Raw genomic sequence first — 20,431 nt, 5'->3', positions numbered from 1 at the left:
GCAGGTTTTTATTGGAATCTGCCATGGAAAAATTAAGGTTTATCCATGGCAGTTGGAAAGGACCGACTGGAGGCCGTAAAAATTCTGGTTACGGCTGCCAGCGAGCCGCCTGGATGGAATCGGATTTCCTCCTGTCTCATCTGTGTCATAAGATAAATTTGTTTTAAAAGTATTGAAAGGTATGCACCAAAAAAGAATGGTCTTCCCGCTCCTCAACTCCCAGAAGGATAATACCGCCTAATGTATTGGCAAACGCAGAATACGTCTCCCAAAGGCTGCGGGGCAGACCGCCAAGCGCTTTTTTCGCTTCGATCCGGTTTTTTTCCCGATAAGTCTAAAGCCGTGTCAAATCAATAATATCCTCTGTCATATCCCCTCTCCATCTCTACGTTCCTGTACCGGGTTTCTTTTGTCTCTATCATAACATGATCTGCCCCGTTTTGGTATCTTCGTCAGCGGCGGTCGGGTAAACTGTCGTTGAGGCAAAGCGCCCCGTATCCCACCTGCGGGTTGGGATATGTGGTAAACCCGGGCAGCGGACGCGCCCCACGTCTTAAATACGCTTTTAGCTTCTCCCCGTAGAGGTAAGGATCATTTCCTTTTATGATCCCCCACTCCATCATGAGTGCCGCCGCTCCCGTCACAAACGGGGCGGCAAATGATGTGCCGGTCATCGGCCCGTAGCCTCCTCCTGCCTGAATCGTTTCTATTCCCACTCCAGGAGCAACAAGATCCGGCTTTACCTGGTTGGTCACTCGCGTATATCCTCTCCCGGAAAAATCCGCATAAGTCAGATACCGGCTGTCGTAGGCTCCGACTGTGATGACATCCGCGGCCGTACTGGGTATGGTAAGCGTGATATCAGGTGTCGGATTGCTGAATCTGGTCGCCCGGTTGAGCACCCCTTCGCTGGGCAGCCACATATCAAACCTGCCCTCCACAATCTTCTGTGGAATCAGCTGAATATAGTAGATTCCGCTCTCAAGATAAGTATCTGTGGGGATAAAATCTATGAAAATCTCCTGGGCGCTGCTATAAGGAATCGGTTCCCCATAATAGACATAAATAGTCGCTTCCGGCGTTTGATACCTGCCTATGGGCTGTTCCAGTCTGAACGGCCCCAAACGTCTGCCTCTGGGAGTCGTCATCATGATGGAAAACTGGTCCACGTAAGATTTCCAAAGCTGGATATTGAGCCCTGTCTCATACTGTCCGACTATCAGCCGGACGAAGGTACTGCCCGCTTCTCTGTCTGCCCCCTCCGGAAGGTTGACCAGGACCCCGGAGGTATGGCCCCCTGAGCCGCCCTCGTTTCCGCTTCCCACACAGATGACCATCTTTCCCAAATCCGAAACGTCATTCAAAAAACGCTCTAGAAGAGAAGTACCGTCATGAGAACCATAGGTATTGCCAAAGCTCAGATTTACCGCAAGAGGAAAACGGTATTCCAGCATCTTCCGTACCACATAGTCTACCGCCTGCATAAGCTCTGTAGTCCGCGGGAATCCGCCTCCCGCATTGCCAAGCTTTACAACCAGAAGCTGGCTTTCCGGCGCCACTCCCCGGTACTGGCTGCCTCCCACGCCTCCGTTTCCGGCCGCAATGCCTGCGACCGGCGTACCATGATTCTGAAAGTCCTGTGACGGCACCAGAGAACGGTCGTCTTCCCTCAACGCCTCGTTTATCTGTTCTCTGGTATATTCTGTCCCAATATAGTACCCCTCCGGCGGATTCCCATCTATGGTCTGATCCCACAAGAAAAGGATTCGACTGTTCCCCTCCGAATCTCGAAAATCCTCAAGCCAATAATCGACGCCGGAATCGATAACCGCGATCACGACCCCTGATCCGAAGAGAGCACCGCTTCCAATTTGCACCTGATTGATACAGGAAACGCTCCTTCCAACATCCGTGGCCAAAAAAAGCCCTTTCGGTTTCTCTATGTATTCAATCTCCGGCTCCTGCGAAATCGCTTCTACCAGAGACTCCGGCAATGTCACGATCGCATAATTATTGAGGAGCTGCACCACTCGGACATCGTCTCCCACCAGCCGCCTGATATCTCCGCTGTATTTCACGATGATATCCCAGGTATTGGTTGCTTTTTCATATCCCACATTCAGATCCAGAGACTTTTTCCGCTCCTCCTCCGGCACTGCTAAAGCCAGGTTCAGAAGATTTTCCAGTTTTTGATCCGGCATACGATTTCCACCATCCTGTCGTTCCCTTTATCCTTTTTATTCTATGAGTGAAAGACCTTTTTCTTGCTTCTGTGCCGGCCGGAAAATATAATATTGATTGAAAAGAAGAATCTAATACAAAATAGGCGGCCTCTGTCTGAATTCCATTTCAGATCAGCGGCTGCCTATTAAAAGGCATGCAAGATTTCTCAAGGTGTATCGGCCGATTCCGGCGCCCCGTATTGTCTGGCTCCAAAAATCGCGGTCCCCACGCGTATCATGGTGGCTCCCTCTTCTATGGCTACTTCAAAATCACCGGTCATTCCCATGGAAAGCTCTTCCATTTCCACACCCGGTATTTTTTCTGCCTTTATCGTCTCGAACAAAGCTCTCATCTCTTTGAAGTACCCTCTTGCCTCTTCCGGATCCTCCACAGGAGGCGCAATAGTCATCAGGCCTTTTACCCGGACATTGGGAAACGCTGCAATTTCTCGGATGAGAGCCGCCGCTTCTTCCTTTGGCACGCCGTCCTTAGTTTCCTCTCCTCCGATATTGACTTCGATGAGCACCTGGCAGACGACCCTGTGCTTTTCTGCCTCTTTCTGAATCTCCCTGGCCAGGCGGACAGAATCCACCGAATGAATCATATACGCCTTATCTACAATATATTTCACTTTATTTCGCTGCAGATGACCGATGAGATGCCAGCGGAGCGGCTCCGTGATCTCCTCCGTCTTGCTGCACATTTCCTGCACCTTGTTCTCACCAAAATCTTTAACGCCGCAGTTCATGATCTCCTCAAGCATCTCCACCGGCTTTGTCTTGCTGACGGCAATGAGCCTCACCGACTCCCGGCTCCTTCCGGCTCTTTCACATGCTGCCAGGACACGTTTTTCCACAGCTTCCAGATTATCCTTCAACATTTATTTCACCCCGACTTCCTCTCCGCCTGTGCGTGATTCCCGCACATTCAGGCTGTCCTCATCTTAGCACATCCAATCACGTTTTGCAAGATTGCAGGGTGTTTCTCTTACGGCTAACCGGCGGAAGCAGGACGTTTTCCGCGAAGAAGCGGAACCGCCACATGCCCATTGAAAAACTCAATAAAGGGGCCCAGACAGATAGCCGTTACCACGGTTCCCACGCCAATGGATGCCCCCAGAACCAGCGCGAGAACGACACAGAAAAGATCGGTCCCCATCCGGCAGGCTTTTAAAGAAGCTTTACTGCGGTCCCTAAGGATAAGAGCGGCCGCATCATAAGTGGACACTCCCAGATCCGCAGTGAAATAAAGCGCTGTCCCTATACTCAGGATAAAAAGTCCCGCCAGAAAAAAAACGGCCTGCAAAAGTCCCGTTCCCATTCCTGACAGCGCCAGGCCGGAGACCGCGCGCTCCATCCCCTCAGAGAACAATCCAGAAGTAAACTGCACCACATAGCCGGCTCCCACCATGTTGATCAGTGTCGCTATGCCGATATAATGCTGGTCTAGGAACCAAACGGCAATAAATACAGCGAAATTCACAATGGCATAGATATTCCCATAACCTGCCCCTGACAGTTGACTAAGTCCCGTGATAAAACCGGTATAGGGGTCTGTTCCGAACATAGCCGTCTTAATAAAACCGCATCCAATACCGCTTAAGGCTACTCCCGCCAATGCCATGGCAAGCCTTCGTCCCTTGTTCATAAAATCCCTCCCGCATACAGGTTTCAAAAGAATCCTTGATTTTTTCTACAGTTTCATTATAATTGCGTTATAAAGCTTCCTCTATAAATATAATCGCATTTTTTATAACAATCCTGCCTTATACATCGGCGCTGCGATTGGGAAAGGAACTGAAATAATAGATGAATAAAAAAATTATTTTTACCGATAAAAACCAAAGGGAACTCAACCGCACCTTAAGCGGCAGCTTTCCTGTCTGCGTGGAACACGACATGCTGTCGGATTTCATCAAACGGACCGTTCTCCACCACTGGCATCCGGAGCTGGAAATGGCTGCCGTGCTGCAGGGCTCTGTCATTTGTCAGATAAACGGCGTTTCCTGCCGGCTGGAAAAGGGAACCGGCATCTTTATCAATACCAATGTGCTGCACGGCTACCTGCCCGACGGAGAACAGGATTGCATCTATGAAGCCATCCGATTTGATCCTTCCCTGCTGGGGCAGCCGGGAAGCTGCATCTATGAAAACCTTGTCACTCCAGTCCTTTCCAGCGTGAACTTATCCTCTATATTGCTTTCCAAAAACGTCGGCTGGCAAAAAGAATTTCTCACTGCCATCGAAGAGATCGGAAACCTGGAACAGGAAAAGGCCTCTTGTTTGGAGCTTAAGATCCTGGAACGGCTGACCCGGATCTGGCAGCTTCTTTACGAAAATACCATGGAGCCTGCGCTGCAGACTCCCCAGTCGGCCAAGGATATTGCCCGGATGAAGCAGGCCATAACATTTGTTCAAAATTCCTGTCATTCCATCATTACGCTGGATGATATCGCCGGCTCCTGTTCCCTGAGCCAAAGCGAATGCTGCCGGCTCTTTAAGCGTATCCTCCGCCAAAGCCCAATGGAATATGTCATTACCTGCCGCATCAATAAAAGTCTTCCACTTCTGGCGGAAGGAACCTTGTCCATAACAGAGATAGCCGGGCAGACGGGCTTTCAAAGCAGCAGCTACTTTACCGAGACCTTCCGGCGAATGACCGGTATGACTCCTTCCCAATACCGGAAACAGGCGGCCCTGTCCCTTTCCCGTATCTGACAGGATATCTCATTTATACAAAAAACAGTTGACACATTCCTCTCTTTTGGAGTATATTGTTAGTGATAGTAAAACCAGTGAATGAGAAGAGTAGATATCTCATATCCCTCACAGAGAGCTTCCGGCAGGTGGAAGGAAGCAGGGAACCGGATATTGAATGGGCTCATGAGGGCAGGGAGAACGGCGCATGCCTAGTAATACCTGACGGGAACTTCACCCGTTATCAAGGAAGCATATGTGGCAGCATATGGAATGAGTGGATGAACGATCATCAATCCGGGTGGTACCGCAGAAGACCTTATGGCTTCTGTCCCAGTGAAAACTGTGACAGAAGCTTTTTATTTTATAGAAAGCTTGTTCCATAAAATAAACTTGCTCCGCGGGGATTGCACTGCCGCAGCCGATTATCTGTATCAAAAAAGGAGGATATGAAAATGAAAAAAATTCCGCACAGACTTTATTTGACCGAGGAGCAGATGCCGAAGCAATGGTATAATCTCCGTGCCGATATGAAGGAGCTTCCCGACCCGATGTTAAATCCGGCGACCTTCCAGCCTGTTTCTGAAGAGGATCTGTATCCCATCTTCTGCAAGCAGCTGGCGCACCAGGAAATGGACGGTACGACCCGTTACATCGATATCCCGGAGGAAATCCAGGATTTCTATAAAATGTACCGCCCCTCTCCGCTGATCCGGGCTTTTAATCTGGAAAAAGCGCTTGGGACACCCGCCAAGATCTATTATAAATTCGAGGGGAACAATACGTCAGGCAGCCATAAGCTCAACTCCGCCATCGCGCAGGCGTACTACGCTAAGGAACAGGGACTTACCAGCCTGACGACAGAGACAGGAGCCGGCCAGTGGGGCACTGCCCTGGCGGAAGCCTGCTCCTATTATAATCTGCCTCTGACGGTATATATGGTAAAATGTTCTTATGAGCAGAAGCCCTTCCGAAAAGCGATCATCGAGACCTTTGACGGCCATATCGTCGCCAGCCCCAGCAGCACGACCAATGCCGGCCGAAAGATCCTGGAAAAGGACCCCAACACCACCGGAAGCCTGGGCTGTGCCATTTCAGAGGCCGTGGAAAAAGCGGTCACCACGGAAGGCTGCCGTTATGTCCTCGGTTCTGTCCTGAATCAGGTCCTGCTGCATCAATCCATCATCGGCCTTGAATCCAAAACAGCCATGGAGATGCTGGACGAATATCCGGATATTGTCATCGGATGCGCGGGAGGCGGCTCCAATTTGGGCGGCCTGATCGCCCCTTTCATGCAGGATAAGCTGACGGGAAAGGCAAGCCCCAGGATCATAGCGGTAGAGCCCGCGTCCTGCCCGTCTCTCACAAGAGGCCGTTACGCCTACGATTTCTGTGATACCGGCCGTGTGACGCCGCTGGCCAGAATGTATACCCTAGGCTGCGGATTTATTCCTTCTGCCAATCATGCGGGCGGCCTGAGATATCATGGGATGTCTCCAATCCTTTCTAAGCTGTACCATGACGGTTACATGGAAGCCGTTTCCGTGGAGCAGACAAAGGTATTCGAAGCAGCCACCCTTTTTGCAAAGCAGGAAACCATCCTGCCGGCTCCGGAATCTTCCCATGCTATCCGCGCCGCTATTGATGAAGCACTGAAATGCAAAGAAACAGGAGAAGCCAAAACTATCCTTTTCGGATTGACCGGAACCGGTTATTTCGATATGAACGCCTACAGCTCTTACCTGAACGGCACCATGACCGATACGGTACCCACTGATGAAGAGCTGGAAAAAGCATTCGGGGAGCTTCCCAAGATTCCCGGGATCCAGTAATAGAAACGGGATGGAATTCTTGTGGCGAAAGAATTCCATCCCGTTATTTTATAAACTTACCAAATCATTTCCCGAATAAACCGGCGGCCTGTCTCATCTTACCGATGATGTCCACCCCAAAGGGACAATTCTTCATACATTTCCCGCACTCCACACATTCTCCCGCATGATGCTCCAAAAGGCCATAGTGGTCCATGAGAGTATCCGGTACCTTTTCCTGTATCAGAGATAAATCCAGATATTTATTCACAGACGCTATGTCAATCTTTACGGTGCAGGGTGCACAATGGCCGCAGTACATACAGTGTCCATGGAATGAGCTCCTCGGCGCTCCGGAAAGTATCTCGCTGTAATCCTTTTCTTCCTGACTGGCCTCGCCATACGCGGCAGCCGCCAGGACCTGCTCTCTGTCAAACGCCCCCACCATAACAGAAGCCACAGCCGGTCTCGTCAGACAGTAATGCAGACACTGGACCGGAGTCAAAGCCTTTCCAAATGGACATTCCTCTCCACTCAGCAATACTCCGGCGGCATATCCCTTCATGACGGTAAGCGCCACCCCTTCATTCTGACAAGTCTGATACAACTTGGCCCTCTTCGGGTCGATTCCCTGATAAACCCGGTCTTTATATGTACTTTCCTCGAATAAAAAATCTATTTCTTCGCTGGCAGGCAGCATGTCGTAGGCAGCATTGACGCTGAACAAGATCACATCGATAATCCCCGATTTTACAGCCCGAAGCGCCATATCCGGATTATGGGTGGACATCCCCAGAACGCGGATTATCCCTTTTTTCTTAAGTTCCTTCACGTATTCCAGGACCTCTCCCCCGAAAACCCGGTCAAAATCCCGGTCATCATCTATGTAATGGAGCATTCCGATATCCACATAATCCAGCCTCATCCTCTCGAGGAAATCCTCATAAGCGGACACCACCTCCTCCAGTTTTCTGGTACGGCGGTACTGTCCGTTCTCCCACATGGAGCACAGATGCCCTTCCACCACAAAACTTTCTCTCTTATACCGGCTGAGCGCTTTTCCTACGTTGCTCCTGACATCCGGATTGGAATTATAGATATCGATAAAATTTATGCCCCGCTCCATGGCGCAGTCCACAATCTCCTGGCATTCATCATAGCTTTTCCCTTCAAAGCCTTCTCCGCCCAATCCAACCGCGCTCACCTTGATTCCCGTTCTTCCCAAAACCCGATATTCCATATGATACCCTCCTCTTTTTCATACAGTCTAACACTTGGAGTGCGCTCAAAGTCAACAAAAACTTTCCTGTCTGCGATTTTCAGAAACTTTCCAGGACTCCCTGGATTCCCTCTTCTTTAAAAACCTGTTTGTAATAGCCGACTTCATCTTGTATCAGCTCATCAATCACTTCCATTCCCAAAAGCTCCACCGGCGCCTGGTCATCCGTGAGAAGATACCCTCCTTTTTCATATGGCTCCATGCTGCCCTCCACCTTTTCCATGAGCGTCTTCAGTTCCCGATCCTCTATCTCCTTCACCCGCGCTCCAAAAGAATCCATGTCCTCAGGGCTTTCCGATGCAAACAGCACCCGGTTGGTGGAGTTTTCCACATCCACTGTATAGACGGCGTCAAAGACCGACGCGATGGTATCCGAAAGATATTGGTTGATATTCCCTTCTTTTTCCGCATGCATATTCATGTTTACCACCATGATCCCGTCATCGGTCAGATGATTCCGGACCATCGTGAAAAATTCTTTAGAAGACATCTGAAAAGGAATCGTGATATCCTGGTAGGCGTCCACCATGATCACATCGTATTTCTCATCAACAGCATTCAGATACGCTCTGCCGTCATAGGTGGTCACCTTCACGGCTTCCGGCAGTTTGAAATACTCCCCCGCCAGATTCGTTATTTTCTGGTCGATCTCAACACCTTCCACAGACACCCCGTCAAAATATCTCTGGCACTGCCTGGCATAAGTACCCGTCCCCATGCCCAGGACCAGGATGGAGGGGGCTTCTTTTTTCGGTATTCCCGCCATGACCGGAGCTGCCAGCGCATAATCATAATACATGCCTGTCAGGCTGTCGTCCTTCTTCATGATCGACTGGACGCCAAAAAGGACGTTCGTGGAGAGGATCACGCTGTCCTCATCTTCCTTTACCTGGAGATAATTATAGATGGATTCCCCTTCATATAAAAGGCCGCTTTCCCAAAACGCAAATTTCCCCGCAGAACCAAAGATGCTGCAGAGCAGAAACAGAAAAACACTCACCCCGCATTTCACCGGTTTCGCTTTCGTACTGATGAAATAAACCAGTCCAAGAACCAGCAAAATCCCGGAAAATATCAAGAATGTAATGGACGTGCCTACCGCCGGTATGGTGACAAAAGTAGGGACAAAGGTACCGATGATGCTGCCGATCGTATTAAAAGCGCCGAGGGTTCCCACCGTCTTTCCGCTGTCATCCAGGCTGTCCACCGTATACTTCACCAGAGAAGGCGTCACAGTCCCCAGAAGAAAAAGCGGAAATACAAAGATGACCATACAGGCCAGAAATGCCGCCCATATCAGCAGATTGCTGTTCACTGCAAATACAAGGAGCCCTGAAATACCAAGAATGATATATTTGCCTGCCAGAGGAATGGCGGCTATCCAGACTGCCGCAATGATCAGGCGCATATAAAGCTTGTCCGGATCCGGATTCTTATCCGCGCTTTTTCCGCCCCAGATGTTCCCGAGCGCCATGGCGATCATGATCGTCCCGATGATGATCGTCCAGACGATCTGAGAAGAGCTGAAATACGGCGCCAGAAGCCGGCTGGCTCCCAGCTCCACCGCCATCACCGACATGCCGGCAAAAAATTCTGTCATATAAAGATAGTATTTGTTCTTCAGTATCTTTTTTGTTCCCATCCGTGTTCTCCCACATCTTTCCATTTCATAATACTAGTATTCTATCATCTGGAATGAGTACGTCAAGCACTTATGGCGAAAGAAAACAAAGAATCCCGCTTGTTCTTTTTGACAATGGAGGCTATAATATAAGAAAAAGGAGGTATAGAGATGGCTGCAATAGATGGATGTGAAGCAAAATTCCGCACGCCCGTGCCGGAAGAACGTATTTGCCCCAAATGCGGAAAGACTATTGAGGTTTTTACGATCAGGGGAAAGGTCACCGAAGAGACCGCCTGTGAGTGCGGCTATGTGGTTCCTGCAGAAGAACCGGATTCTCCTGTTGTAGAAAAGAAAAAAGAAGAGTAAAAAAAGAAAGAGTCCCGCCTGCGGGATTCTTTCTTTTTTCATTTCCTTATTCTTCCGCCGCCCTCGCCGCGATCTCCTTTGCCTGAACATCACTGGGAGCCTGCTCGTAACGGGTGAACTCATATTCAAAATCACCGATTCCGCCTGTCATGGAACGAAGATCCGTGGAGTATCCAATCAGCTCTGACATGGGAATATCCGCTTCGATGACCTGGTTTCCCGCATGGTCGGGATTCATCCCCAGCACGCGTCCCCTTCTCTTGTTCAGATCGCCCATGATGTCACCGGTGAACCGATCCGGCACGCTGACCTTCAGGGAAGCGATGGGCTCCAGGAGGACCGGCTTCGCGTCCGGCTCAGAGAACGCCTTTTTCACCGCCAGAATAGTCGCCATCTTAAACGCCATCTCAGAGGAATCCACCGCGTGATAAGAACCGAATACCAAAGTCGCTTTCAGCCCCACCACCGGGTATCCGGCCAGCGGTCCTTTCAGGACGGATTCCTGGATACCCTTTTCCACCGCGGGGAAATAGTTTCTCGGAACAACGCCGCCTACAATCTTTTCCTCAAATACATACGGCTTTTCCAGATCGCCGGAGGGCTCGAACTCAATGACGACATCTCCGTACTGCCCATGTCCGCCCGACTGCTTTTTATGCTTGCCCTGCACCTTGACTTTTCCTTTGATGGTCTCACGGAAAGCAATCTTCGGCTTGGCCAGCTCAACCTCCACTTTATAGCGGTTGAACAGCTTGCTGACCACTACCTCCAGCTGCTGGTCGCCGATTCCATAAAGGAGGCTCTGCCTGTTTTCTTTATCAACGACCGATTTAAGCGTCAGATCCTCTTCCATCAGCTTGCCGAGAGCACCTGCGATCTTATCCTCATCTCCCTTGTTCTTCGCTTTATAGCTCATATATGTATAAGGCTTGGAGATGGCGGGCCTGTCAAATACCACCGGAACCGCCTTTGTGGAGAGCGTATCTCCTGTATTCGTCACGGTCAGCTTCGGAATGGCTCCAATGTCTCCGCTTCTTAACGCCGACACCTCAATAGCCTCTTTGCCGCGCATCACGTACAGCTTGGCAACCTTTTCCTCGGCTTCCTTATTCGCGTTATAGAGGGCCGAATCCGGACGGAGCACGCCGGAGCAGACCTTCACATAAGAATATTTTCCGATAAAAGGGTCCACCAGAGTCTTCCACACTTTCACACTGAGAGGATTTGCATCCTGATAATTCGCTTCGAAGATATCTCCGGTAACCGCGTTGGTCCCCGAAAGCTCCAGTTTTTCCGGCGAGGCAAAATATTTTTCCACCGCCTGAAGGAGCATCGTGGTGCCCTGTCCGTTTACTCCGGCGCCCATAAGTACCGGGACGATCGAACCGTCCATCACATGAGTCCTGAGGGCAATGGATATCTCATCATATGTAAACTCTTCACCCGCAAAATAGCGGTCCATGTATTCCTCACTGGTCTCCGCCACGGATTCCATCAGTGCTTCCCGGCAAAGCTCCAGGTTTTTCATGGAGTAATCCGGAATCTCACATTCCTCATAATCACTCAGGCTAAGGAATCTCCTGCCCTTCATCTTGACCACGTTTACGAAGCCTACAAACCGTTCATTCTCACGGATGGGCAGATGGAACGGAGCGATCTTCTTTCCGTAAAGTCCCTGCAAATCCTCCACGATCTGACGGTAGCTGGCGTTGTCATCATCCATATTGGTAACAAAGATAATCCTGGGCAGATCATGCTTCTCACAGAAATCCCATGCCTTCTGGGTCCCTACTTCTACGCCGGATTTTCCATTTATCACGATAATCGCCGCGTCTGCGACGTCTAGAGCCTCTTCCACTTCTCCCACGAAATCAAAATAGCCGGGAGTGTCCAAAAAATTAATCTTAATCCCTTCCCACATGATGGGAATCACAGTTGTGGAAACCGAAAACAGACGTTTTGTTTCTTCTTTATCGAAATCGCTTATGGTATTTCCGTCCGTTATTTTACCCTGACGCGTGGTAACTCCGGTGACATGAGCCATCGCTTCCACCAGAGTCGTCTTACCTGCACCTCCATGCCCCAATAATACGACGTTGCGAATTCTTTCCGATTCAAAAACGTTCATAAGATACTTCCTCCCTTTTTTCTGTATTTGTCCCCACGCCGTTCCAAAATCTGACGGCAAGATGTCATAAATCCTTCATCCCAAGACTTAGTTATATTGTACTAAAAAGTTTTGAGAATAGCAACAAAAATATCTGAATTGTATAAATTACTTTAGTCCGTTACGCTTTAACGTGAAAAAGCGTTGACAAAGCCGGTTTTCTGTTTTACAATACCCATGATATGAGGAAATACAGAAAGGACATAACATTATGATCATCATTATGAAACCCGGCGTTACCCGAGGAAATGTGGATCACATTGTGGAAATGATCGAATCCAAAGGACTGACCGCTCATCTTTCTCAGGGCTCCCAGGTAACCATCATCGGCGTAGTGGGCGACAAGACTAAGCTGGCCCATTCCAATATAGAAATTGCTCCCGGCGTGGACAGGATCGTGCCGGTCACCGAAAGCTATAAGCTGACAAATAAAAAATTTCATCCCGAAGATTCCACCATCACCGTTGGAAACGTATCCATTGGCCCGGGAACTCTGACCATCATGGCAGGCCCCTGTGCCGTGGAAAGCGCGGACCAGGTCATGGAAACGGCCATGGCTGTGAAAAAAGCCGGCGCTTCCATGCTGCGGGGAGGCGCTTACAAGCCCCGTACCTCTCCCTACTCCTTCCAGGGACTGGAGGAGACAGGCCTTCAATATATGAAGGATGCCGGAGAAGCCGCAGATCTGCGGACCATCTGCGAAGTGACCAGTATCCATGCCCTGGAGATCGCCGTTAAATATGTGGACATGATACAGATCGGCGCCAGGAACATGCAGAATTTTGAACTGTTAAAAGAAGTCGGCAAGACCGGCATTCCGGTAATGCTTAAACGCGGCCTCTCCGCCACCGTCGACGAATGGCTGAACGCCGCCGAATACATAGTAGCCGAAGGAAATGCCAATGTGGTCCTTTGTGAACGCGGTATCCGTACCTTTGAAAAAGCCACCAGGAATACTCTGGACTTAAGTGCGGTGCCCGTCCTCAAGGCCAAGACTCATCTGCCGGTCATCGTAGATCCCAGCCATGCGACGGGAGTCCGCGCTTACGTAGCTCCTCTTTCAAAGGCTGCCATCGCGGCGGGAGCCGACGGCCTGATGATAGAAGTACACCCCTGTCCGGAATGTGCTCTCTCCGACGGCCCTCAGTCTCTGACCTTCGAGGATTTCGAGCAGCTCTGCGACAATCTTGATCCCTACGCCAAACTGGCAGGAAGGATGTTTCGATGAATAATCTGACATTAGGCTTCATCGGTCTGGGCCTTATCGGCGGCTCCATTGCCAAGGGCTTCAAACGCGCTGACCAGAATCACCATATCATGGCTTACGCCCGCCACCGCTCCACTTTAGACGCTGCGCTGCGGGACGGGACCATCGACGAAGCTTTGGACGGCGTGGATGAAAACCTTTCAAGATGTGACTACATTTTTCTGTGTACTCCGGTTTCTTATAACGAAGAATACCTGACAGCCATCCGGCCCTATCTCAGGAAAGATGCCATCCTCACCGATGTGGGCAGCGTAAAGACAAATATTCATGAAGCGGTTGAGAAAATGGGTCTGGAGGCCAATTTCATCGGCGGCCATCCCATGGCCGGTTCCGAAAAAAGCGGCTATCAGTATTCCACCGACCATCTGGTGGAAAACGCCTATTATGTGATCACACCCACGCCTTTTTCTCCGCCGGAAAAGGTGGAAGAGCTTCGCCGGCTGGCGCTGTCGCTGTCGGCCCTTCCCCTGATCTTAGATTACCGGCAGCACGATTATATCGTCGCCGGCATCAGTCATCTGCCGCACCTCATCGCCTCCAGCCTGGTTAATCTGGTAAAGGATAAAGATACGCCGGAACAGACAATGAAGCTGGTGGCCGCCGGAGGCTTCAAGGACATCACAAGAATCGCCTCCTCTTCTCCTGTCATGTGGCAGCAGATCTGTGCAACCAACCGGGAGAATATCCAGGCCATCCTTGGAGACTATATCGCTTCCTTAGAGCAGGTGCGTACAGCAGTAGCCGGTGGCGATGACGAAGCCGTATACGATTTATTTGACACCTCCAGAGAATACAGGAATTCCATACCGGACCGTTCTTCCGGCCCGATCAAAAAGGAATACTCTCTGTATTGCGACATCGTGGATGAATCAGGAGCAATCGCCACCATCGCCACCATTCTGGCAGCCCATCAGATCAGCATCAAGAACATAGGGATCATACACAACCGTGAGTTTGAGGAAGGCGTCCTTAAAATAGAATTTTATGAGGAAGACGCTTCTTTAAGAGCGGTCGATCTGCTGACTCAATGCCGCTATACCGTGTATCACAGGTAAAGAACCGCATAGACCTGTATCCCCAGATTTGAGGTAAAAACATGACAAGACCATTAAAAGGAGAAATCACCGTACCCGGTGATAAATCTATTTCCCATAGAAGCATCATGCTCGGCGCACTGGCCCGCGGCACCACGCGGGTGAAGAATTTTCTCCAGGGCGCCGATTGCCTGTCCACCATCGGCTGCTTCCGGGCAATGGGCATCCCCGTCGAAAATAGAGGAACAGAGGTACTCATCCACGGAAACGGCCTCCGCGGGCTCAAGGCCCCGAAAAGAATCCTGGACTGCGGAAACAGCGGCACCACTGTTCGTCTGATATCGGGAATCCTTTCCGCACAGGCCTTTTCCACAGAGCTGACCGGCGACTCTTCCATCCAGAAGCGCCCCATGGCCCGGATCATCGCTCCTCTTTCCCAAATGGGAGCCGACATCATAAGCATACGCGGAAATGGCTGCGCCCCTCTCCGTATCCACGGACAGGAACTGCACGGTACTCATTATAATTCTCCTGTCGCCTCCGCCCAGGTGAAATCCGCCGTCCTTCTGGCCGGCCTCTATGCTGACGGCGTCACACAGGTGACAGAGCCGTTTGTTTCCCGGAACCACACGGAGCTTATGCTGCAGGCCTTTGGAGCACACATCACCACGGAAAACAAGGCGGCATCCATAACGCCTCCTGAAGAGCTCTATGCACAGGAGATACTGGTTCCCGGCGATATCTCATCCGCCGCCTATTTTCTGGCCGCGGGAATCCTGGTTCCCGGTTCTGAACTGCTCTTAAAAAATGTAGGCATAAATCCTACCAGAGATGGGATCCTCCGGGTATTCCAGAATATGGGGGCTGATATCACTCTTCTGAATCCGCGTGTCTGCTCCGGAGAACCGGCTGCCGACATTTTGGTGAAATCCGGCGCTCTCCACAGTACAGTGATCGAAGGTGGAATCATCCCCACTTTAATCGATGAGCTTCCCATCATCGCCGTCGCCGCCTGCTTCGCAGAAGGAACTACGGTCATACGGGACGCTGCCGAATTAAAAGTAAAGGAATCCAACCGTATTGCTGTCATGGCCGAAGGCCTCTCCGCCATGGGCGCGGATGTGGAAGAGACGGAAGACGGAATGGTCATACGGGGCGGTCTTCCCCTGCACAGCGCAGTCATTGACAGCCGTCAAGATCACCGGATAGCCATGAGCTTCACAGTCGCAGGTCTGATGAGCGATGGGATTCCGGACATCAAAGGACAGGACTGCGTGAGTATTTCTTATCCGGCTTTTTATGAAGATCTGGAAAAATTATCGAATTAATAAAGAAACTTTTGCATCGTTACAAGCTTTCTTATAGAAAAAATAAATTTATACGGCATTTTTTCCCAACATGTGTTATAATGAGGAGATGTCATATTAAAATATAAAGAAAGAACAGGTAGCAAATGAATTTTAACGAACTGAATTTACGAAAAGAAATCCTGCGGGCAATCTCAGATATGGGATATACGGAAGCCACCGATATCCAGGGAGCAGCCATTCCCTCCATATTAGAGGGCCGGGACGTCACAGGACGTTCCAGCACCGGCACAGGCAAAACTGCCGCATTCGGCATCCCCATTGTCCAGAAGACCGCAGATAACACGGACAAGGCCAGCGTTTTGATTTTATCTCCCACCAGGGAACTGGCGGTCCAGATAACCGATGAGATTCGCAAATATGCCAAATATTTGTCCAATATTTCCGTCGCCGCCGTATACGGAGGCGAATCCATGACCAACCAGATCCGGATGCTGAAAACCGCGCGGATTGTCGTGGGAACTCCGGGCCGGGTGATGGACCATCTCCGCCGCAAGACTCTGAAGCTTGACCATCTTCAGACCGTGGTTCTGGATGAAGCCGATGAAATGCTCAATATGGGCTTCATTGACGACATCCGCTGCATCCTGGAAAGCGCTCCGAATGAACATCAGACTATTCTTTTCAGCGCTACTCTTCCGCCGGCGATCATGAAGATCACCGAAGACTTCCAGACAGACACGATCATTGTCAAGGCAGACAAAGGACAGCGGACCGTTTCCAGTATCGAGCAGAACTATTATCTCATACCAAAAGAACGTAAGGACGACGCGCTAAAGCTTCTCCTGGAATATTACCGTCCCAAACGGGCGCTGGTGTTCTGCAATACAAAAAAGATGGTTGATGAGCTGTCCGAATCCCTCTGTGAATCCGGTTTCCGCGCAGCAGGTCTCCACGGCGACCTGAAACAGAGCCAGAGAAATATCGTCATGAGAGAATTCAAGTCCGGACGGAGCGGTATCCTGGTGGCCACAGACGTAGCGGCGAGGGGTATCGATGTGGATGATGTGGAAGCTGTCTTTAATTATGACATTCCTCAGGAAAATGAATACTACATCCACCGTATCGGCCGAACAGGGCGCGCAGGCAAATCCGGTTCCAGCCATACGCTGGTCACGAACCGCAAACAGCTCATGCAGCTGCGGGAAATCGAACGGTACGTCGGGATGTCCATCAGGGAAAAACCGATTCCAACGCTCGAGAGCATTGCCGCTTCCGGCACTGCTGAATTGGCCGATATCATCCGCCGACAGGTAGGCAAGGGCATTGACCAGCAGTACCTCGCTCTTGTCAGCCAGCTGAAGGAAGAAGGATACTCTCCGGAAACGGTTGCCGCTGCTCTCTGCGAACGGCTTCAGAAAAAGAACAAGCGTCTCTCTTCTGTCCAGGATGTCTATCCTCTGGTGCTTGGAAGAGAAAAGGAATCCCGCAGGCGCAAACCGCGGTATGACAACAGGGATTATGGGAAAAAGGAATTCCCCAAGGGCTTCAAAGGAAAAAAAGACGGCGGGCACGGTAAACGCCGGGGACCGAGATTTGATTACTAAATGAAATATTCCAAATATAAAAAGGACGCTGCCTAATGGCGGTAGCTCATAAGGAAACATGACAAAAACTATGAGTTATGCCAGGTAAACGGAAAAATGAAAAACTCTATGCGACCACGAAATCTTTCGCATAGAGTTTTTTCATGTTAGGGATATTGTTTTTGAGTTTTTCAGCGTTCGCAGAACGCGCAGCCGTCACCGCAGGTGGCGATCTTAGGGGTTTGGGGATATGTCACCAACAAGCATTATTGCAGGTTTTCCGGGAACGGAAAATCTGCAATAATACGCAATCTTACGTAAGATTGCATTGCTTGCCGAATTTGTAAATTTGACAAAATACATATATGCAAATATAATATAGGCATTGTATTATACGGATATGCGTATGTTATGGAGGGCGAAATGGATTACATATCAGTTAAAGAAGCAGCCGAAAAGTGGGAAATCTCGGAACGACGAATTCAAAAGCTGTGTGAGGACGGAAGAATTGACGGTGTTGAGCGATTCGGCAGATCGTGGATGATACCCAGGAATTCTAAAAAACCAAATGATTTACGAAGGCGTAGCACCCAACAAGAAAGGCGGTGATATTCATGTATAACCCACAACTTGAAACATTTATCAAAGTGGCTGACGCCGGCAGTTTCAATAAAGCGGCAGAACAATCCTTTATCACGCCTACGGCTGTGATTAAGCAAATAAATCTTTTAGAGGCAGGCTTAGGGGTAGCACTATTTGACCGCACACATCGTGGACTTACTTTAACCAAAGCAGGAAAATCTCTGTATCGGGATTCAAAATATATTATTCAATATTGCCGTGATTCCGTTGTTCGGGCAAAGAACGCCATGCAGCAGGACGAGCAGATTATTCGTATCGGCACCTCCCCTATGACTCCGGCACAGGTACTATTGGCACTATGGCCGAAAATTCACGAGCATTATCCTAATATGAAATTTCAGCTTGTACCCTTTGAAAACACGCCGGAAAATGCAAAAGAAATCCTTGCCAACCTCGGACAGAATATTGATATTGTTGCAGGAATTTTTGATGAAACATTGCTGGATTTAAGAAAATGCAAAGGTTTTGAATTGATGCGCAATCCGATTTGCTGTGCAGTTTCCATTAACCACCCGTTGGCAGAAAAAGATAGGCTCAAAGTTACTGACTTATATGGTGAAAACTTAATGCTCATTCATCGTGGCTGGAGCCACTATGTTGACAAGCTGCGGGATGATTTGTGGGTGAACCATCCGCAGATTAAGATTATAGATTTTGACTTTTACAATGTCAGCGTTTTCAATCAGTGCGAAAACAGTAACGACATTTTAATGGCGATTGATTCGTGGCAGAGTGTGCATCCGCTGCTTAAAATCATTCCTGTAGAATGGGATTACTCCATTCCGTATGGGCTGCTCCATTCGCCGGAGCCGACAAAAACTGTTCAGGATTTCCTTTCCATTATTCAGACAATTAAATAAACGAAGTTACAACCTTTAGGTATAAACTGATGAACGAATCGAGACTTCTGTTGAGGTCTCGATTTTTTTATAATGTAGGTGTAAAGAAAAAGCGGAGGTGATCGAAATGAAGAAAGCAACCATTCTTTTTATGATATTTCTTGTGATTTTCTGTTTCGCCGGCTGTTCGTCTGAAGATACTTCCTCCGTCAGCCCCGAAACAGAAAACACAGCGGAATCACAAATGGAGCAAATGAATTTGAGCAGCTTTGATAAAAACACCCGTATAACAGATGTGATCAACGATTCTTCTTTTGGTGATTATGGCAGATTGATTTTTCCGGCTGATACTGGATATTACAGCGGAGACACACTGGAAGAATTAAGACTCACATGGTACAACAACATTTCACCGGATAAGACAGTGGAAATTGCAAACTATCTGAAAAGCCATGCCGACGCCGGAGAAACCGTATTCTATGATATTTATACGGAGGAAGAAAAGGCGGCTGACCCGGATAAAGAAGATACGGGGCTGTTCTTTTTCAAAGGCAATCCCGGTGAGAAGTTTGCTGTGTGCAACGCAGGCGGCGGATTTGCTTATGTGGGAGCGATGCAGGACAGTTTCCCTCATGCGTTGGAATTATCAAAAAAAGGCTATAACGCATTTGCTTTGATTTATCGTCCCGGCGCACAAACTGCCTGCGAAGATTTGGCACGAGCCATCAGTTTTATTTTTGAACACGCCGAGGAATTGGAGATAGATACCGATTGTTACTCTCTCTGGGGCGGTTCTGCTGGTGCAAGAATGGCAGCATGGCTCGGTTCCTATGGCCCCGCTGCTTTCGGTGGCGATGATTTACCCCAGCCGGGAGCCGTTATCATGCAGTACACAGGTCATAGCGACTACACCGAGAACGACCCGCCAACTTATGCCTGCGTAGGAGAAAATGATGGTATCGCAAGCTGGCGCATCATGCAGCAGCGGTTGGAAGCCTTGGACTCTCTTGGTATTGATACAGAATTTCATAAATATCCCGGACTGGCACACGGATTTGGTATCGGAATCGGAACAGCGGCCGAGGGCTGGGTTGATGACGCCGTTGCCTTTTGGGAAAAGCAAATGTGACAGAGTGTAGATTTACTCTTTTGTCCGTATCAAATTACTTATATACGGTTGCTTTCCTGAGAGAACATCATCATAAAAATTTTGTTTCCAATCGATGTAAGCGACACTGGCATTTAGTTCTTCGATTTCAGAGAGAAGGGCTGTCCGTTTCTGAGCGAGCATTTCTTTTCTCGATAAAATAGTTGATTGTCCCTCAAGGCACAGTGAAAGATATCCTTTCATTTCCTGTATGCTCATGCCGCATTTTTTCAGACAGGTAAGGTCTTTAATCCATTTTATATCCTGTTCATCGAAAATCCGGCGATTGTTGGAATCACGCTTTACATTTGGAATAAGCCCCTCGTTGCAGTAAAATTTTAAGGTTTGGTATGTCATATCGAGTGTTCTGCATACCTGCATCATCGTGTACATAACGATTACCTCCTATGTGTGTAAAGAAATTAAAAATCTTTTAAAAAGGG

General features: G+C 49.3%; 18 protein-coding genes and 1 other annotated feature. Of the genes, 10 read left to right on the top strand and 8 right to left on the bottom strand.

The window, feature by feature from the left end; all coding sequences use genetic code 11:
- Positions 1-163: 163 nt before the first annotated feature.
- The 4 genes from H9Q78_RS14605 to H9Q78_RS14030 all read right to left on the bottom strand — a co-directional run bounded on the left by H9Q78_RS14605 (position 164) and on the right by H9Q78_RS14030 (position 3,870).
- The gene (locus tag H9Q78_RS14605; RefSeq protein WP_283245073.1) at positions 164-313 is read right to left on the bottom strand and encodes an AlbA family DNA-binding domain-containing protein; all 150 of its coding nucleotides are present in this window, start codon (positions 311-313) and stop codon (positions 164-166) included.
- A gap of 139 nt (positions 314-452) precedes the next feature.
- Positions 453-2,201 (bottom strand): S8 family peptidase, encoded by a 1,749-nt coding sequence (locus tag H9Q78_RS14040; RefSeq protein ID WP_249302593.1) that lies wholly within the window; start codon positions 2,199-2,201, stop codon positions 453-455.
- Positions 2,202-2,389: 188 nt separating this feature from the next.
- Entirely contained in the window at positions 2,390-3,103 is a 714-nt protein-coding gene (locus tag H9Q78_RS14035) for a YggS family pyridoxal phosphate-dependent enzyme (protein ID WP_249302591.1), read from the bottom strand.
- A 113-nt stretch (positions 3,104-3,216) separates the two neighbouring features.
- Positions 3,217-3,870: a YczE/YyaS/YitT family protein gene (locus H9Q78_RS14030; protein ID WP_249302589.1), complete on the bottom strand. Its 654-nt coding sequence runs from the start codon at positions 3,868-3,870 to the stop codon at positions 3,217-3,219.
- A gap of 161 nt (positions 3,871-4,031) precedes the next feature.
- Between H9Q78_RS14030 and H9Q78_RS14025 the strand changes: the two genes are divergently transcribed.
- Positions 4,032-4,940 (top strand): AraC family transcriptional regulator, encoded by a 909-nt coding sequence (locus tag H9Q78_RS14025; RefSeq protein ID WP_249302587.1) that lies wholly within the window; start codon positions 4,032-4,034, stop codon positions 4,938-4,940.
- A 68-nt stretch (positions 4,941-5,008) separates the two neighbouring features.
- Positions 5,009-5,258 (top strand) — a binding site (T-box leader).
- A 110-nt stretch (positions 5,259-5,368) separates the two neighbouring features.
- Positions 5,369-6,751 (top strand): TrpB-like pyridoxal phosphate-dependent enzyme, encoded by a 1,383-nt coding sequence (locus tag H9Q78_RS14020; RefSeq protein WP_334298668.1) that lies wholly within the window; start codon positions 5,369-5,371, stop codon positions 6,749-6,751.
- A gap of 64 nt (positions 6,752-6,815) precedes the next feature.
- On the opposite strand, the gene H9Q78_RS14015 is transcribed toward H9Q78_RS14020, so the two are convergent.
- Together H9Q78_RS14015 and H9Q78_RS14010 are read right to left on the bottom strand one after the other, a co-directional pair.
- Entirely contained in the window at positions 6,816-7,970 is a 1,155-nt protein-coding gene (locus H9Q78_RS14015; RefSeq protein ID WP_249302583.1) for an aldo/keto reductase, read from the bottom strand.
- Between the two features lie 79 nt (positions 7,971-8,049).
- Positions 8,050-9,651 (bottom strand): spermidine synthase, encoded by a 1,602-nt coding sequence (locus tag H9Q78_RS14010; RefSeq protein WP_249302582.1) that lies wholly within the window; start codon positions 9,649-9,651, stop codon positions 8,050-8,052.
- 150 nt (positions 9,652-9,801) lie between these two features.
- On the opposite strand from H9Q78_RS14010, the gene H9Q78_RS14005 reads away from it, so the two are divergent.
- Entirely contained in the window at positions 9,802-9,999 is a 198-nt protein-coding gene (locus H9Q78_RS14005) for a hypothetical protein (protein WP_147595582.1), read from the top strand.
- Positions 10,000-10,045: 46 nt separating this feature from the next.
- Here H9Q78_RS14005 and H9Q78_RS14000 read toward each other — a convergent pair whose 3' ends face one another.
- On the bottom strand, positions 10,046-12,127 hold the full coding sequence (locus H9Q78_RS14000; protein ID WP_249302581.1) for an elongation factor G: 2,082 nt from the start codon (positions 12,125-12,127) through the stop codon (positions 10,046-10,048).
- Between the two features lie 250 nt (positions 12,128-12,377).
- On the opposite strand from H9Q78_RS14000, the gene aroF reads away from it, so the two are divergent.
- From aroF to H9Q78_RS13965, 7 genes are all read left to right on the top strand, one after another.
- Positions 12,378-13,394 carry a 3-deoxy-7-phosphoheptulonate synthase gene (aroF, locus tag H9Q78_RS13995; RefSeq protein WP_249302579.1) on the top strand — a complete coding sequence of 339 codons (1,017 nt, stop codon included), beginning with the start codon at positions 12,378-12,380 and terminating at the stop codon, positions 13,392-13,394.
- A complete protein-coding gene (locus H9Q78_RS13990) occupies positions 13,391-14,488 on the top strand; it encodes a prephenate dehydrogenase (protein ID WP_249302577.1) in 1,098 nt (365 codons plus the stop codon). Before aroF ends, H9Q78_RS13990 begins: the two co-directional genes overlap by 4 nt.
- Before the next feature lie 41 nt (positions 14,489-14,529).
- The gene (gene aroA / locus H9Q78_RS13985; RefSeq protein WP_249302575.1) at positions 14,530-15,795 is read left to right on the top strand and encodes a 3-phosphoshikimate 1-carboxyvinyltransferase; all 1,266 of its coding nucleotides are present in this window, start codon (positions 14,530-14,532) and stop codon (positions 15,793-15,795) included.
- A 125-nt stretch (positions 15,796-15,920) separates the two neighbouring features.
- Entirely contained in the window at positions 15,921-17,381 is a 1,461-nt protein-coding gene (locus tag H9Q78_RS13980; protein WP_249302573.1) for a DEAD/DEAH box helicase, read from the top strand.
- Between the two features lie 390 nt (positions 17,382-17,771).
- On the top strand, positions 17,772-17,969 hold the full coding sequence (locus H9Q78_RS13975; protein WP_330595194.1) for a helix-turn-helix domain-containing protein: 198 nt from the start codon (positions 17,772-17,774) through the stop codon (positions 17,967-17,969).
- 5 nt (positions 17,970-17,974) lie between these two features.
- Positions 17,975-18,862, top strand: coding sequence for a LysR family transcriptional regulator (locus tag H9Q78_RS13970; RefSeq protein WP_249302568.1), 888 nt, complete (start codon positions 17,975-17,977; stop codon positions 18,860-18,862).
- Positions 18,863-18,968: 106 nt separating this feature from the next.
- Positions 18,969-19,970 (top strand): alpha/beta hydrolase, encoded by a 1,002-nt coding sequence (locus H9Q78_RS13965; RefSeq protein ID WP_330595193.1) that lies wholly within the window; start codon positions 18,969-18,971, stop codon positions 19,968-19,970.
- Between the two features lie 12 nt (positions 19,971-19,982).
- Here the strand turns inward: H9Q78_RS13965 and H9Q78_RS13960 are convergent, their stop codons facing one another.
- Positions 19,983-20,381 (bottom strand): MerR family transcriptional regulator, encoded by a 399-nt coding sequence (locus H9Q78_RS13960; protein WP_238727302.1) that lies wholly within the window; start codon positions 20,379-20,381, stop codon positions 19,983-19,985.
- Positions 20,382-20,431: the final 50 nt, after the last annotated feature.

This window comes from Qiania dongpingensis, from assembly GCF_014337195.1.
In the GTDB taxonomy this organism is placed as follows: domain Bacteria; phylum Bacillota; class Clostridia; order Lachnospirales; family Lachnospiraceae; genus Lientehia; species Lientehia dongpingensis.
The sequence above is the reverse complement of the archived record's forward strand: the minus strand, read 5'-3'. Positions and strand labels throughout refer to the sequence as shown.

Bases quoted from the DNA above. Each gene is read 5' to 3' on its own strand.
- H9Q78_RS14015 (WP_249302583.1), bottom strand. From the start codon at position 7,970: ATGGAATATCGGGTTTTGGGAAGAACGGGAATCAAGGTGAGCGCGGTT.
- H9Q78_RS13980 (WP_249302573.1), top strand. From the start codon at position 15,921: ATGAATTTTAACGAACTGAATTTACGAAAAGAAATCCTGCGGGCAATC.
- H9Q78_RS14035 (WP_249302591.1), bottom strand. From the start codon at position 3,103: ATGTTGAAGGATAATCTGGAAGCTGTGGAAAAACGTGTCCTGGCAGCA.
- H9Q78_RS13960 (WP_238727302.1), bottom strand. From the start codon at position 20,381: ATGTACACGATGATGCAGGTATGCAGAACACTCGATATGACATACCAA.
- H9Q78_RS14005 (WP_147595582.1), top strand. From the start codon at position 9,802: ATGGCTGCAATAGATGGATGTGAAGCAAAATTCCGCACGCCCGTGCCG.
- H9Q78_RS13975 (WP_330595194.1), top strand. From the start codon at position 17,772: ATGGAGGGCGAAATGGATTACATATCAGTTAAAGAAGCAGCCGAAAAG.
- aroA (WP_249302575.1), top strand. From the start codon at position 14,530: ATGACAAGACCATTAAAAGGAGAAATCACCGTACCCGGTGATAAATCT.
- aroF (WP_249302579.1), top strand. From the start codon at position 12,378: ATGATCATCATTATGAAACCCGGCGTTACCCGAGGAAATGTGGATCAC.
- H9Q78_RS14025 (WP_249302587.1), top strand. From the start codon at position 4,032: ATGAATAAAAAAATTATTTTTACCGATAAAAACCAAAGGGAACTCAAC.
- H9Q78_RS14040 (WP_249302593.1), bottom strand. From the start codon at position 2,201: ATGCCGGATCAAAAACTGGAAAATCTTCTGAACCTGGCTTTAGCAGTG.
- H9Q78_RS13965 (WP_330595193.1), top strand. From the start codon at position 18,969: ATGAAGAAAGCAACCATTCTTTTTATGATATTTCTTGTGATTTTCTGT.
- H9Q78_RS13970 (WP_249302568.1), top strand. From the start codon at position 17,975: ATGTATAACCCACAACTTGAAACATTTATCAAAGTGGCTGACGCCGGC.
- H9Q78_RS13990 (WP_249302577.1), top strand. From the start codon at position 13,391: ATGAATAATCTGACATTAGGCTTCATCGGTCTGGGCCTTATCGGCGGC.
- H9Q78_RS14030 (WP_249302589.1), bottom strand. From the start codon at position 3,870: ATGAACAAGGGACGAAGGCTTGCCATGGCATTGGCGGGAGTAGCCTTA.
- H9Q78_RS14020 (WP_334298668.1), top strand. From the start codon at position 5,369: ATGAAAATGAAAAAAATTCCGCACAGACTTTATTTGACCGAGGAGCAG.
- H9Q78_RS14000 (WP_249302581.1), bottom strand. From the start codon at position 12,127: ATGAACGTTTTTGAATCGGAAAGAATTCGCAACGTCGTATTATTGGGG.
- H9Q78_RS14010 (WP_249302582.1), bottom strand. From the start codon at position 9,651: ATGGGAACAAAAAAGATACTGAAGAACAAATACTATCTTTATATGACA.